Consider the following 12377-nt stretch of genomic DNA (forward strand, 5'->3'; position numbering starts at 1 on the left):
TGACCGTGCCGGGTCAGTGCTCGCGGCCGGATGGTTCCTGCTGTGCGGTATGAGCATCTCGTGGCCCCTCGAGCCCGCGCGCTACGACTTGGTCGTCGATGCGCCTACCGGTTTGCGTCGTGTCCAGGTCAAGACGACGACCGTGAGGACGAGCGAGTCGTGGAAGGTCTACCTGTCGACGTCGCGACGGGGCCGGACGGTGTACGACGTCGATGAGATCGACGACTTCTTCGTGATCGACGGTGCGCTCAGCTACTACGTCATCCCTCTCACCGCGGTGGGAGGGCTGCATGCCATCCACCTGAGCGCCTACGAGCGCTTCAGGGTGGCGGCGATACCCACTGGATCCGCGTAGTTCGGCCTTCGACCCAGGAGCGCGAAGCGGCTCTCGGGGCCGGGGGCTCGACGCCGCAGGTTCGGGATGTGGCTTGAACACGAGACGAGAGTCAGGAGGGCGCAGGGCAGTCGACACACGAAGAGGGTCCGGCGAGCGCCGGTCTCTCTTCTGACTGCGCCGTGGACCGGACCCGGTGGGCGCTTGCTAGGGTGGCGGCGACATGCACCTCATGGCCGCACTCCGTTCGCTGCTCGCCGGGCGCCGGCGAGGGCTTTCGGGTGCCCTGCTGATCGCTGCGCTGCTCCTGGGCGTCGTGACGATGCACGCGATGAGCGGGTCGTCGACGGCCCACGTCGGGCCTGCGGCGGTCATCGCGGAGACGGGCCACCCTGCGGGTGCACCGGTGGCCGACGACGGCCCCGGGCACCACGAGCAGGGCGGCTGCCTCGACTGCGGCGGGCACGAGATGGCGTCGGCCATGTGCCTCATGGTGCTGGTCGTGCTGCTCGCTCTCGTGCGCCCCGGGCGCGGCCTCCTGGCACGCCTCACCCCCGTCTGGTCCCGCCTCGTCGAACCGGGGCGCGCTCAGCCCTTCGTCGGCCTCGCGCCGTCGCTGCACCTCCTCGGCATCTCTCGGACGTAGGAGCCGCACGCCGTCGACGCGCCCTGCGTCGACCGATACGCCCCGCACCGGGGCGCGTGTGGTTCCTGAGTACCGAGACGAGAGGTCCTTCCCATGAAGTTCAAGAGTGTGCTGGTGCCGGCGATCGCGCTGGTGACCGTCGCGAGCCTGGCGGCGTGCTCGACCGACGACGAGCCCGGGAGCGGGGCGGCGCCGTCGTCCGCCACGACCGGGGCCGAGGAGCAGGACGGCACGGCGGAGGGCGGCGCGTTCAACGACCAGGACGTGATGTTCGCCCAGATGATGATCCCGCACCACGAGCAGGCGATCGAGATGTCCGACGTCATCCTGGCCAAGGACGGCGTCGACCCTGAGGTCACGGACCTGGCGAACCAGATCAAGGACGCCCAGGGCCCGGAGATCGAGCAGCTGACCACGTGGCTGGAGGAGTGGGGCTCCCCGATGGAGGAGTCCGGCGGCATGGACCACGAGGCCATGGGCCACGGGTCCATGGACGGGATGATGAGCGAGGAGGACATGCAGGCCCTGGACGCCGCGCAGGGCGCGGAGGCGGGGCAGCTGTTCCTCGAGCAGATGATCGTCCACCACGAGGGTGCCGTCGAGATGGCGCAGACCCAGGTCGACGAGGGCGAGAACGCGGACGCGGTCGCGATGGCGCAGGAGATCGTCGAGACCCAGCAGGCCGAGATCTCCACCATGGAAGACCTGCTCGCCTCGAGCTGATCCCGCCCCGCGGGGCGTGCGCGCTGTCGCACGCGTCTGACGTGCGCGCGCCCCGCGGGCCCAGGCCGAAGGACCCCACACCGTGCTCTACCCTGCCCTCACGAGGCGGGTGACCGGGTGGGCCGCAGCGGGATCCGTGCTGCTGCTGGCCGCCTGCACCCCGACTCCACCGCCGACACCGGACGCGACGACGCTCGCGTCCCAGGACCTGCCCGACTTCGGGCACGTGCACGACGTCCAGGTCGTGCGCGACGACCACTCCGTCCTCATCGCCACCCACACCGGGGTCTGGACCCTCGGCGACCCGTTCCAGGATGACCCCGGGCCGGTCGAGCGGGTCGGCACCGGCCGCCAGGACACGATGGGCATGACCCTCGCCGTCGACGGCACCGTGTACGCCTCGGGCCACCCTGCGCCCGGGGAGCAGCCGGAGCTCGAGAAGCCCAACCTCGGGTTGATCCGCAGCACCGACGGCGCTGCGACGTGGGATCCCGTCTCCCTCACCGGGGAGGTCGACTTCCACGCCCTGAGCACCGCGAGCACCGGCGACGGCACCGTCCGCGTCGTCGGGCTGGACTCGGGGACCTCGACCGTGCTCGTCAGCGACGACTCGGGCGAGACGTGGTCGCGGGGCGCGACCGTGGAGGCCCGGGACCTGCACCTCCTGGACGCGGACCCGGACACGGTCGTCGCGACCACGCCCACCGGCCTGCAGCTCAGCCGCGACGGCGGCCGGAGCTTCGCTCCCGACCGGGGGGCGCCCGCCCTCGTGCTCGTCGACGACGAGCGGGGCGGAGCGCTGATCGGGATCGACGCCCGGGGCGTCGTCTGGACCGGCACTCCCGGCACCGAGAGCTGGGACAACCACGGCACCGCGCCCGAGGGCGTGCAGGCCATGACCTACGTGCCCGACGACAGCCCCGGCAACCAGCCGTGGATCCTCGTCGCCACGGAGACCGGCCTGTTCACCAGCCGCGACCTCGGTGCGAGCTGGGACGCGGCGCTCGGCGCCGACCGCGGGTGAGACGTCGCCCGCAGCCTCATGCTCCTCGCGGAACGGTCCGCGAGGGATCCCGGAGGGTGCCGAGCCCTGTCAGCTCCGGGAGCACACCATCGACCACCACGACAGGGGCGGGGGAACCACTCAGGCGAGCACCGCGGTGCTCTCGGGGTGAAGCCGGGCCGCAACCACCGGTCCGGCCGGGTCACTCTCCGACCCGAACCCGACAGCTCACCCCGTAGGCACGAAGGAGACCACCATGAACGCAAGAAACCCGGGACGCCACCGTGCGTCCCACCGACCGATCGCGCCGCTGACCTCGATAGCCCGCACGGCGCAGGAGGGGACGGCGAACGCCGCCCGCAAGGGTGTCCTCCTGGCCGCCGGGTCGGGGCTGCTGGTCTCGGGGTTCGCGGCGCCTGCCAGCGCCGCGCCGAGCACGGAGCCCCAGGCCGTGTCCGGGGTCGATCTCAGCGCGCTGACCGAGCAGGCCCGCCAGGCGCTCAGCGCCGCACCGGCGGTGACCGTCTCCGCCGACGCGTCGTTCGCGATCGAGCAGGCACCGGTGACCGTCACCCCCGCCCCGGAACCGGAGCCGGAACCCGAGCCGGAGCCGGAGCGTCAGGAGCGTCCGTCCCGGAGCGAGGAACGGACGAGCACCTCGGCGGAGCAGGGCGCCACGGAGGAAGCCTCGGCTCCCGTCGCGGTGCCGTCGTCGGCGGCGGGCTCGGCCGTGGTCAGCATCGCGGCGCGCTACCTCGGCGTGCCGTACCTCTGGGGCGGGACGACCCCGGACGGGTTCGACTGCTCCGGCTTCACGTCCTACGTCTACGCCCAGGTCGGCATCGACCTGCCCCGGACCTCGTCGCAGCAGCGGTACGCGGGGACGGTGATCTCCCGAGACCAGGCGCAACCCGGTGACCTGATCTGGAGCCCGGGGCACATCGGCATCTACGTCGGGGACAACCAGCAGATCGAGGCTCCGTCGCCGGGCAAGACCGTCCGGTACGGGGAGATCTGGCAGTCCAACCCCACCTTCATCCGGGTGGGCTGACCGCAGGAGGGCCCCGCCCGGCGGGTGGGGCCCTCCCTCGACCGATATACCCTTGTGGGGTATGGCTCGCGGGCGTCGGTCCCGTCGGCACGACAGGAAGAAGGACAGGCATGGCGTCCCGGGGACATCGCGGCGAGCACGGACCGACGGCGGTCCGCCACCAGGCCCGCCACCAGGTGCCGCACCAGGGCATCGACGCGTGACGGCGATGACCTCGACCGACGAGACGACCCCCACCGACGAGCGGGGACGTCGTCCCCGCCCAGGGCGCACGGTGCCCGGCATCACGGCGTGCGGGCTGTGCGCGGGGGAGACGCTGGCCGCGACCGACACCCGTCCGGGCGGGCAGCTCGAGCGTCTGCGCCGGATCGCCGAGAGCGGGGACGCGCGCCTGACGGTCGTGGACTGCCTCGACGCGTGCGAGCGCGGGGACGTCGTCGTGGTGCGGCCGGTCCCCCTCGCACGCGCCGCCGGCCCCGCCTGGTTCGAGCAGCTGGCGGGCGACGAGCTCACCGCCGCCCTGCACTCCTGGATCCGCGCGGGCGGGCCGGGCCTGGCGCCCCTGCCCGACCAGCTGGCCCCGCGGGTGATCTCGACCCAGACCGAGGCGCCACCGCCCCCAGACGTCTCCGCCACAGGGTGAGGGTCCGTCACCTACGCTCGGGGCATGCCGACCGTCCTGCTCGTCCGTCATGGCCGCACCACCGCGAACGCGAGCGGCATCCTCGCCGGGCGGGCCGACGGCGTCGCGCTGGACGCCGTCGGGCGTGACCAGGTGGCCCGGGCGGCCGAGCGCGTCGCGGGCGTGCCGCTCGCGCGGGTCGTCACCAGCCCGCTGGAGCGGTGCCGGCAGACCGCGAGCGCCCTGCTCGACCACCAGGCTGATGCGCCGGACTCCGTGACCGAGCACGGGATCACCGAGTGCGACTACGGGCGGTGGCAGGGTCGTGCGCTCAAGGACCTCGCCCAGGAGCCGCTGTGGTCGGTCGTGCAGGCGCAGCCGTCGGCGGCCGTCTTCCCGGGCGGCGAGTCGCTGGCCGCGATGCAGGCCCGGGGCGTCGAAGCGGTCCGGCGGCACGACGCGGAGGTCGCCGCCCGTCACGGTGCGGACGCGGTGTGGGCGGCGGTCTCGCACGGCGACGTCATCAAGTCCGTGCTCGCCGACGCGCTGGGGGTGCACCTGGACCTCTTCCAGCGCATCGTCGTCGGCCCGGCGTCGATCTCCGTCGTCCGGTACGGGCCGCACCGCCCGGAGGTCGTCGCCATGAACACCGACGCGGGCGACCTCTCCTGGCTGCGCGGCGCCGCGCCTGCCGGTGACGCGCCGGTGGGCGGGGGCGCCGGGCCGGGCCAGGCCGACGCCGCGCGGTAGCCGGGCCGACGTCCGACCCGTGGCCGTCCCGTGCGGACGGGCCGTGCGCTCGTAGAGTGAGGTCATGCCCACTCTCGTCCACGAGTACGACTGGCCGGACCGCGTCGTCGTGGGGACCGTCGGGGCGCCCGGCTCCCGCACGTTCTACCTGCAGGCGCGCGAAGGCACGCGGACGACGAGCGTGGCGCTCGAGAAGGAGCAGTCCGCGGTCCTGGCGGACACGATCCAGCGCCTGCTGGACGAGCTCATGGAGGAGCCCGACAACCGGTACAGCGTCCCCGCCGACGTCCCGGCCGAGCTCGTCGACGACGACCCCCTGGACCTCCCCGTCGAGGAGGAGTTCCGCACGGGCGCGATGCGCCTGACCTGGGACCCGCGCACGGCGCAGGTCATCGTCGAGGCGTTCCCGCTCGTGGACGACGACGACCTCGATCCCGAGGCGGACGAGCCGGAGCCCGCCGAGTCGCTCCTCGTCAAGATGCCCGTGGGGACGGCCCGCGCGTTCGCGCAGCGCACGCGCGCCGTCGTGAGCGCGGGCCGCCCCCCGTGCCCGCTGTGCGGCCGGCCGGTCGACCCCGACGGGCACGAGTGCGCGCTGCCCGGCGAGGCGTGACGACCCCGCGCGACGACGCCTTCACCGAGGCGCCGCTCGATGTCGTCGGGCGGATCCGCGTTGCGTCGAACGCGACGTTCCTCGCCCGGCTGGGCGACGTCTCGGTCGTGTACAAGCCGGTCGCGGGCGAGAAGCCGCTGTGGGACTTCCCGGACGGCACGCTCGCGGGTCGCGAGGTCGCCGCGTACCTCGTCTCGGAGGTGTTCGGCGGGGGAGTCGTGCCGCGCACGTGGCTCCGCGACGGGCCGCTCGGCCCGGGCATGGTGCAGCTCTGGCAGGACGTCGACGCGGCGCAGTCGCCGGTCGACGTTGTGCCCACCGACGAGGTGCCGCGTGACGGCGTGCGGACGGTGCTGGAGGGCGTCGACGAGGACGACCGCCCGGTGAGCGTCGTGCACGAGGACTCGCCGGCGCTGCGGCGCATGGCGGTGCTCGACGCCGTCGTCAACAACGCCGACCGCAAGGGCGGGCACGTGCTGCCGCTGGCGGACGGGCGGCGCCTCGGCGTCGACCACGGCGTCACCTTCCACGTCGAGCCCAAGCTCCGCACCGTGCTCTGGGGCTGGCTCGGCGAACCCCTCGCCGACGACGAGCTCGCGGGCGTCGAGCGCGTGCGCGCGGGCCTCGACGGCGACCTCGCCCACCGCCTGCGCGGTCTCCTCGCGCCCGACGAGGTGGCCGCCCTCGCGGAGCGCTGCGACCGGCTGCTGCGCACGGCACGGTTCCCCGCACCGGAGGGCGACATGCCCGCCGTCCCGTGGCCGCTGTTCTGACGCGTCGCCGCGGCTGACCCGTCGACGGCGCCGCGCCCGACGTCCGCCGGTCCCGACCCCGTGCGTAGACTCGCGCGATGAGCCTTCTTGCCGCCGAGCACGCTCTCCAGGCAGCCCAGCGCGCGGGCGACGTCGCCGCGCTCGACGCGCTGCTGCACCCGCGGTGCGTCGGCGCCGGTCCGGACGGGTCGGTCTTCTCCAAGGAGGACGACCTCGCGAGCCACCGCTCGGGCGCGCTGCGGATCACGCGGCTCGAGGAGGAGTCGCTCGTCGTCCAGGAGGACGGCCCGAGCGGGACGACCCGGCTCGTCGCCGCCGTGGACGCGGTCCAGGACGGGACCGCGCTGTCCGCGCGCCTGGTCTACACGCGCCTGTGGGTGCGCGCGGACGGCGCGTGGCAGGTCCTGGCCGCGACCCTCGCCCCGGCCCCCGAGCCTGCCTGACCGAGCCCCCTGCGCCGACCCCGCCCGACCGAAGCCCCCTGTGCCGAGCCCGCCCGACCGCGGCGGCCGCACCGGCCCGGCCGGCTCAGCGACCGTGCGGGTCGGACGCGTTGAGGGTGCGCACGACGTCGTCGTAGTCGCCGCGCGCCTCGCCGTACCGGAGGAACTTCACGCGCTCCACGAGGATCTCGTGCGCGTCGGGCTGCGCGCGCAGCAGGTCGACGACCTCGGTGACGAACTCGTCCAGCGGCATGGCGATCGCGCTCTCGCGCTGACCCGGCATGAGATCCGTCGCCACCGACGGCGGGACGAGCTCGACGACGTCGACGCTCGTGTCGGCGAGCTGGAGCCGCAGCGCCTCGCTGAGCATGTGGATCGCGGCCTTCGACGCGTCGTACGTCGGCGTGGCCGCGAGCGGCGCGAACGCCAGCCCGGACGACACGGTGACGATCGTCGCGCGCGGCCGGGTCTGCAGGTGCTCGACGAACGCGCCGACGAGCCGGATCGGGCCGAGCACGTTGGTCGTGACGATCTGCTCCGCGGTGTCGAGGAAGCCCTCGGGGTGGTGCCAGTCCTCGGTGCGCATGATCCCGGCCATGGTGACGAGCGTGTCGAGGTCCGGGTGACGGTCGAGGACCTCCTTCGCAGCCGCGGCGATGCTCCCGGGGTCGGTGGTGTCGATCCGCACGGTGTCGAGGCCGGGGTGCTCGACGGCGATCCGCTCCAGGAGGTCGGCGCGGCGCCCGCCGACGACGACGGTGCTGCCCTGCTCGTGCAGCGCGACGGCGAGCGCCAGCCCGATGCCGCTCGTCGCGCCGGGGATGAAGACGGTGCTGCGCGTGATGTCCATGCCTCGATCCTGAACGTCGTGCGCGCGGCGCGGCAGAGTCCGGTGGACGGGGGACCGGCGATCCCTGGCACGGGCGTCGCGCACCCCGGACGATGGGCGCATGGACCGCGCCGCGCTCGCCGACTTCCTCCGCCGTCGCCGGGAGTCGCTGCAGCCGGGCGACGTGGGGCTCCCGGCCGGGCTGCGCCGTCGGGCACCGGGCCTGCGCCGCGAGGAGGTGGCGCAGCTCGCGCTCATGTCGACGGACTACTACACGCGCCTCGAGCAGCAGCGCGGGCCGCAGCCGAGCACGCAGATGCTCGCGTCGATCGCGCGGGCCCTGCGCCTGTCCGACGACGAGCGCGACTACCTCTACCGGGTCGCCGGGCACGGGGTGCCCGACCGGGCGACCGATCCCGGGCACGTGGCTCCCGCGCTGCAGCGCGTGCTCGACCGCCTGGACGACACCCCGGCGCTGATCCTCGACCCGCTCGCGCAGACGCTCGCGCAGAACGACCTGGCGCGCGCGCTCTACGGCGACGTGTCGGCGTACGCGGGGTGGGACCGCAGCGAGATCTACCGGTGGTTCGCCCACCCGGCGACGGCGCGGGCGATCTACCCGGCGCACGACCGGGACCGGCAGGGCCGCGCGCTCGTCGCGAGCCTGCGCTCGGCCGTGGCGGTGCTGGGCGCGTCGTCCCGCGCGGGGGAGCTCGTGCAGGTGCTGTCGCGCACGAGCCCGGAGTTCGTCGCGCTGTGGGACCGGCAGGAGGTCGCGCGCCGGTTCGTGGACCACAAGACGCTCGTGCACCCGGTGGTGGGGGAGATCGAGGTGGACTGCCAGGCGCTCACCACGGAGGACCAGCTCCAGGTGCTCCTCGTGCTCACGGCGGCGCCGGGCACGGAGGCGGCGGACAGGATCCGGCTGCTCGGGGTCGTGGGCACGCAGGACCTCGCGGTCCGGTCGTCCGGCCCGCAGCCCACCTGACGGCTCAGGGGTCGAGGCGCCGGCGCAGCAGGCAGAACACGTGCCCCGCCGATCTCGATCGAGCCGTCCTCCTCGCGGTCGAGCTCGACGTAGCCGAGCACGTCGCACCAGAACCGAGCGAGCAGCTCGGGGTCGGCGCAGTCGAGGACCAGCTCGCTGATGCGGGACGCCATACCTCGCAGCCTACGGGGCGCCCGGTCCCGGCACCCGGCGGGTGACGCCCGATCGTGGCACCCTGGCCGTCACACGTGCGGCGAGAGAGGGAGCGGGATGGGTCTGGGCAGACGGCGGTCGGGCAAGCGGGCGGACGAGCGCACCGAGGAGGCTCCCGCCGCGGAGCGGGTCGCCGTCGCGGAACGTGGCCCTGGCGGGGAGACGGATGCCGCCGCGGACCGGGCCGACGCCGTCGAGCCCGCGCGCCCGGCGGGAGCGTCCGCGCTCTGGTCGGACGGCCTCGGTCGCGCAGGCACGCGCTCGGTGCAGGTGCTCGCCCTGGTCGCGCTCGTCGCCGTCGCGGTGTTTTCGGTGACGCGGCTGACGCTCATCGTCATCCCGGTCCTCATCGCGCTCGTGCTCGCCGCGGCGATCTCGCCGCTCGTCGGGCTGCTCCGGCGCAAGGGCGTGCCGTCGTTCCTCGCGACGGTCGTCGCGCTGCTCGCGCTCGTCGTCGTGCTCGGCGTGGTGGTGTGGCTCGTCGCGGCGGCGGTCGTCAAGCAGTGGCCGGAGCTGCGCGACCAGGCCGTCGAGGGCTTCGACGAGCTCCAGACCTACGTGCAGAACCTGCCGTTCGACATCACCGAGGAGCAGATCGCGTCGGTGCGCGACTCGCTCGTCGGCCTGCTCCAGTCCGACGCGGTCGGCGCCGGGGCGCTCGCGGGCGCCTCCCAGACGGTCGACTTCGTCGCCGGGTTCTTCGTGATGATCGTCGTGCTGTTCTTCTTCCTCAAGGACGGCCCGGCGATCTGGGAGTTCCTGCTGCGGCCGTTCGAGGGCGCCCGGTACGCGCGCGGGCAGCGCATCGGCGAGACGACGGTCCGCACGCTCGGCGGCTACGTGCGCGGGACGGCGATCGTCGCCGCGGTCGACGCCGTCGCGATCGGCATCGGCCTCGCGATCGTCGGGGTGCCGCTCGTCCTCCCGCTGTCCGTGCTCGTGTTCCTGCTGGCGTTCATCCCGCTCGTGGGGGCCACGCTCGCGGGCGTCCTGTGCGCGCTCGTCGCGCTCGTCGCCGTCGGGCCGGTCGAGGCGCTCATCGTGGTCGCGATCGTCATCGCGGTGAACCAGCTCGAGGGCGACCTGCTCCAGCCCGTCGTCATGGGCCGCACGCTGCGCCTGCACCCGCTCGTGATCCTCATCGCCCTCACCGCGGGCACCGTGCTGGCGGGCCTCACGGGCGCCGTGCTCGCCGTGCCCATCGCGGCGTCGATCTGGCGCGCGATCCAGGTCTGGGACGGCCCCGACCTCCCCGCGCGGTTCGCGCGCCAGAAGCGGCACGAGACCGTCGACGGCGCGCCGTCGTCGTCGTCCTGACGGCGGGCGCTGGGCGGGCTCACGCCCTGGCAGTCCCCGCGCGCGCCCAGAGGGCGGCGAACTCCGTCGGGTCGATCGGGTGGACGTCGCCGGTCCCGGCGAGGTCGTCGTCACCGAACGGCTGGTCCGTGAGGAACCCCGCGTCGTCCTCGACGACCTCGTCGTACGCGTACCGGCGCCAGGACCCGTCCTCCAGCCCCACGACCTGTCGCACGGCGACCACCTCGCCCGCGAGCGGCACGCACGCCCACGCGTAGGCCCGCCCGTCGAGCTCGCGCCCGCTCGCGAGGTACCACCAGCGGTCCGCGTGGTCGGCCGCGCGGCGGAGCGTCGCGACGCTCCGGGCGAGCGCCTGTGCTGCGGGGTCGTTGAAGGCCTCGGGAACGCCGTGCTGCATGAGCACCAGTGTCTCAGCGCCGGGGCCGACGGGGCACGTGCTCGACGGCGCGCTCGAGGCGCTGGGCTGGGCGGGCAAGCGGTTCGAGCCCGGCGGCGACGCGCACCCCCTCCTGTTCGACGGCGCGGGCGGCGGCCTCGTGGACGTCAACCCCGCGCTCGTCCCGCTCTCGCTCGTGCTGCGGGCGGCGCCGGCGCTGCGCCGCCCGCCGGTCGCCCGGCTGCTCCGGGCGCTCCTGCCGCTCACCCGGACGCGTGCGCCCCGGGCGCGGGTGCGCGCCGTCGTGCACCGGGGCGTGGTGACCGCGGCGATGACCTACGACGCGCTCCCGGTCGAGGACGCGCTGCGCACCGTCGACGACGACACGCTCGTCGGGTGCATGGAGGCGCGCGGCATGGGCCGCCCGTTCTTCTTCGTGCTGCGGCGTGCCGCAGGTCAGGACACCTTGCCCTGGAGCAGCCGCCGCCAGTAGATCGTGGGCTGCAGGTAGCGGTCGAACAGCAGCAGGCTGCGGCGCGGGCGCGCGAGGTCGACGACACCGAACCCCGGGTCGGGCCGACGGTTCCGGTCGAACTCCGCGAGGAGGAGGCGGTCGCGCGACGTCGTGACGGGCGCGACCGAGTAGCCGTCGTAGCGCTGCATCGGGGTGCCGCGCCGTCGGGCCTGGATGTTGCGCGCCACGACGGGCACCTGCCGGCGCAGGGCGCCGCCCGACGGCATCGCGTCGACCGCCGCGGCGTCTCCGAGCCCCCAGACGCGCGGGTGCGCGACGTGCTGGAGGGTCTCGGGGTTGACCGCGACGAACCCGTCGCTCTCGGGGGTCGCGAGCCCGCTCGCGGCGACCCATGCCGGGGCGCGGTGCGGCGGCGCGACGTAGAGCGCGTCGTAGGAGACCTCGTCGGTCCCGTGCGGCCCGCGGAGCCCGACGGTGCGGTGGGTCGCGTCGACGGACACGAGCGTCGTCGCGGTACGCACCCGCACGCCGTAGCGCCGCGCGGCGGCACGCAGCGCGGGCTCCGCGCGCGGGTCGTCGACGAGGCGCGGCGACTCGACCGCGAGCTCGACCTGGATCGCGTCGAGGACGCCGGCGCGACGCCAGTGGTCGGCGGCGACGAACAGCGGCTTGAGGCCCACGGGGAAGCACGGCACGTGCCGCGCCGAGATCGCGAACACCACCGTGCCGGAGGTGAGCGACGACAGCATCTCCCACGTCTTCGGCGCGAGGTCGGGCAGGTAGCTCGTCGCGGCGAACGGCGTGCCCATCGCCTGCTCGGCGCCGGGCACGGCGTCCCAGTCGACCTCCGACCCCGGGCAGACCGCGAGGTCCCCGTAGCCGAGGGTGCGCCCGCCCGCGAGGTGCACGAGCGAGCGCTCGGGGTCGACGCCGACGACGCGGTCGGGGTAGACGCGCACGCCGTCGGGCACGACGTCCTCCTGCGGCCGGGTGAGGTCGTCGAGGGTCGCCATGCCCGACGCGACGTAGGAGAGCAGCGGCCGGTACTGGTGCGTGGTCCGCGGGTCGACGACGGCGACGTCGGGGCAGCCGTCGCGGCGCAGGCGCCCGGCGAGCGAGAGCCCGGCGTTGCCGCCGCCGAGGACGAGCACGTCGTGGCGTGCCGGTGCGTTCATGGCGGGTCCGATCTGCCGGGGGCGGGTCGCTCCACGCTACGGCCGG

At 74.5% G+C, this 12377-nt stretch carries 16 protein-coding genes, 1 pseudogene and 1 riboswitch; of the genes and pseudogenes, 13 read left to right on the top strand and 4 right to left on the bottom strand.

Annotated features, from left to right (window positions below; all coding sequences use genetic code 11):
• The first annotated feature begins 16 nt into the window (after nucleotides 1–16).
• The 10 genes from E1O70_RS04345 (at nucleotide 17) to E1O70_RS04395 (ending at nucleotide 6958) form a co-directional block, all read left to right on the top strand.
• Entirely contained in the window at nucleotides 17–355 is a 339-nt protein-coding gene (locus E1O70_RS04345) for a group I intron-associated PD-(D/E)XK endonuclease (RefSeq protein ID WP_061268482.1), read from the top strand.
• Nucleotides 356–566: 211 nt separating this feature from the next.
• A complete protein-coding gene (locus E1O70_RS04350) occupies nucleotides 567–980 on the top strand; it encodes a DUF6153 family protein (protein WP_128957506.1) in 414 nt (137 codons plus the stop codon).
• 93 nt (nucleotides 981–1073) lie between these two features.
• Nucleotides 1074–1703 (top strand): DUF305 domain-containing protein, encoded by a 630-nt coding sequence (locus tag E1O70_RS04355; RefSeq protein WP_061268480.1) that lies wholly within the window; start codon nucleotides 1074–1076, stop codon nucleotides 1701–1703.
• Nucleotides 1704–1785: 82 nt separating this feature from the next.
• Nucleotides 1786–2727 carry a F510_1955 family glycosylhydrolase gene (locus E1O70_RS04365; protein WP_157464313.1) on the top strand — a complete coding sequence of 314 codons (942 nt, stop codon included), beginning with the start codon at nucleotides 1786–1788 and terminating at the stop codon, nucleotides 2725–2727.
• Nucleotides 2728–2822: 95 nt separating this feature from the next.
• Nucleotides 2823–2944, top strand: a riboswitch (cyclic di-AMP (ydaO/yuaA leader).
• 18 nt (nucleotides 2945–2962) lie between these two features.
• Nucleotides 2963–3757: a C40 family peptidase gene (locus tag E1O70_RS04370; RefSeq protein WP_061268478.1), complete on the top strand. Its 795-nt coding sequence runs from the start codon at nucleotides 2963–2965 to the stop codon at nucleotides 3755–3757.
• 208 nt (nucleotides 3758–3965) lie between these two features.
• Nucleotides 3966–4400 (top strand): hypothetical protein, encoded by a 435-nt coding sequence (locus tag E1O70_RS04375; RefSeq protein ID WP_240696592.1) that lies wholly within the window; start codon nucleotides 3966–3968, stop codon nucleotides 4398–4400.
• Nucleotides 4401–4424: 24 nt separating this feature from the next.
• On the top strand, nucleotides 4425–5129 hold the full coding sequence (locus tag E1O70_RS04380) for an MSMEG_4193 family putative phosphomutase (RefSeq protein ID WP_061268477.1): 705 nt from the start codon (nucleotides 4425–4427) through the stop codon (nucleotides 5127–5129).
• 64 nt (nucleotides 5130–5193) lie between these two features.
• Nucleotides 5194–5742, top strand: a complete 549-nt coding sequence (locus tag E1O70_RS04385) for a DUF3090 domain-containing protein (protein ID WP_061268476.1) — start codon at nucleotides 5194–5196, stop codon at nucleotides 5740–5742.
• Complete coding sequence (locus E1O70_RS04390) at nucleotides 5739–6515, top strand: SCO1664 family protein (RefSeq protein ID WP_061268475.1); 777 nt, start codon at nucleotides 5739–5741, stop codon at nucleotides 6513–6515. The genes E1O70_RS04385 and E1O70_RS04390 overlap by 4 nt, the downstream gene beginning before the upstream one ends.
• A 77-nt stretch (nucleotides 6516–6592) precedes the next feature.
• Nucleotides 6593–6958 (top strand): nuclear transport factor 2 family protein, encoded by a 366-nt coding sequence (locus E1O70_RS04395; RefSeq protein ID WP_061268474.1) that lies wholly within the window; start codon nucleotides 6593–6595, stop codon nucleotides 6956–6958.
• An 85-nt stretch (nucleotides 6959–7043) separates the two neighbouring features.
• Here the strand turns inward: E1O70_RS04395 and E1O70_RS04400 are convergent, their stop codons facing one another.
• Nucleotides 7044–7808: an SDR family oxidoreductase gene (locus E1O70_RS04400; protein ID WP_061268473.1), complete on the bottom strand. Its 765-nt coding sequence runs from the start codon at nucleotides 7806–7808 to the stop codon at nucleotides 7044–7046.
• A gap of 100 nt (nucleotides 7809–7908) precedes the next feature.
• On the opposite strand from E1O70_RS04400, the gene E1O70_RS04405 reads away from it, so the two are divergent.
• Entirely contained in the window at nucleotides 7909–8775 is an 867-nt protein-coding gene (locus E1O70_RS04405; protein WP_061268472.1) for a helix-turn-helix transcriptional regulator, read from the top strand.
• Between the two features lie 47 nt (nucleotides 8776–8822).
• Here E1O70_RS04405 and E1O70_RS04410 read toward each other — a convergent pair.
• Nucleotides 8823–8948 (bottom strand): annotated as a pseudogene (locus E1O70_RS04410) (VOC family protein); the annotation flags it as partial.
• 97 nt (nucleotides 8949–9045) lie between these two features.
• Here E1O70_RS04410 and E1O70_RS04415 point away from each other — a divergent pair.
• Nucleotides 9046–10305 carry an AI-2E family transporter gene (locus E1O70_RS04415; RefSeq protein ID WP_061268471.1) on the top strand — a complete coding sequence of 420 codons (1260 nt, stop codon included), beginning with the start codon at nucleotides 9046–9048 and terminating at the stop codon, nucleotides 10303–10305.
• Nucleotides 10306–10324: 19 nt separating this feature from the next.
• Here E1O70_RS04415 and E1O70_RS04420 read toward each other — a convergent pair whose 3' ends face one another.
• Nucleotides 10325–10702, bottom strand: coding sequence for a hypothetical protein (locus E1O70_RS04420; protein WP_128957509.1), 378 nt, complete (start codon nucleotides 10700–10702; stop codon nucleotides 10325–10327).
• On the opposite strand from E1O70_RS04420, the gene E1O70_RS04425 reads away from it, so the two are divergent.
• Nucleotides 10701–11174 carry a DUF4334 domain-containing protein gene (locus tag E1O70_RS04425; protein WP_082774635.1) on the top strand — a complete coding sequence of 158 codons (474 nt, stop codon included), beginning with the start codon at nucleotides 10701–10703 and terminating at the stop codon, nucleotides 11172–11174. The two genes, E1O70_RS04420 and E1O70_RS04425, sit on opposite strands and share 2 nt — an antisense overlap.
• Here E1O70_RS04425 and E1O70_RS04430 read toward each other — a convergent pair.
• Nucleotides 11138–12331, bottom strand: a complete 1194-nt coding sequence (locus E1O70_RS04430) for an NAD(P)/FAD-dependent oxidoreductase (protein WP_061268468.1) — start codon at nucleotides 12329–12331, stop codon at nucleotides 11138–11140. The two genes, E1O70_RS04425 and E1O70_RS04430, sit on opposite strands and share 37 nt — an antisense overlap.
• Nucleotides 12332–12377: the final 46 nt, after the last annotated feature.

Source organism: Cellulosimicrobium funkei, assembly GCF_004519295.1.
GTDB lineage: Bacteria > Actinomycetota > Actinomycetes > Actinomycetales > Cellulomonadaceae > Cellulosimicrobium > Cellulosimicrobium funkei.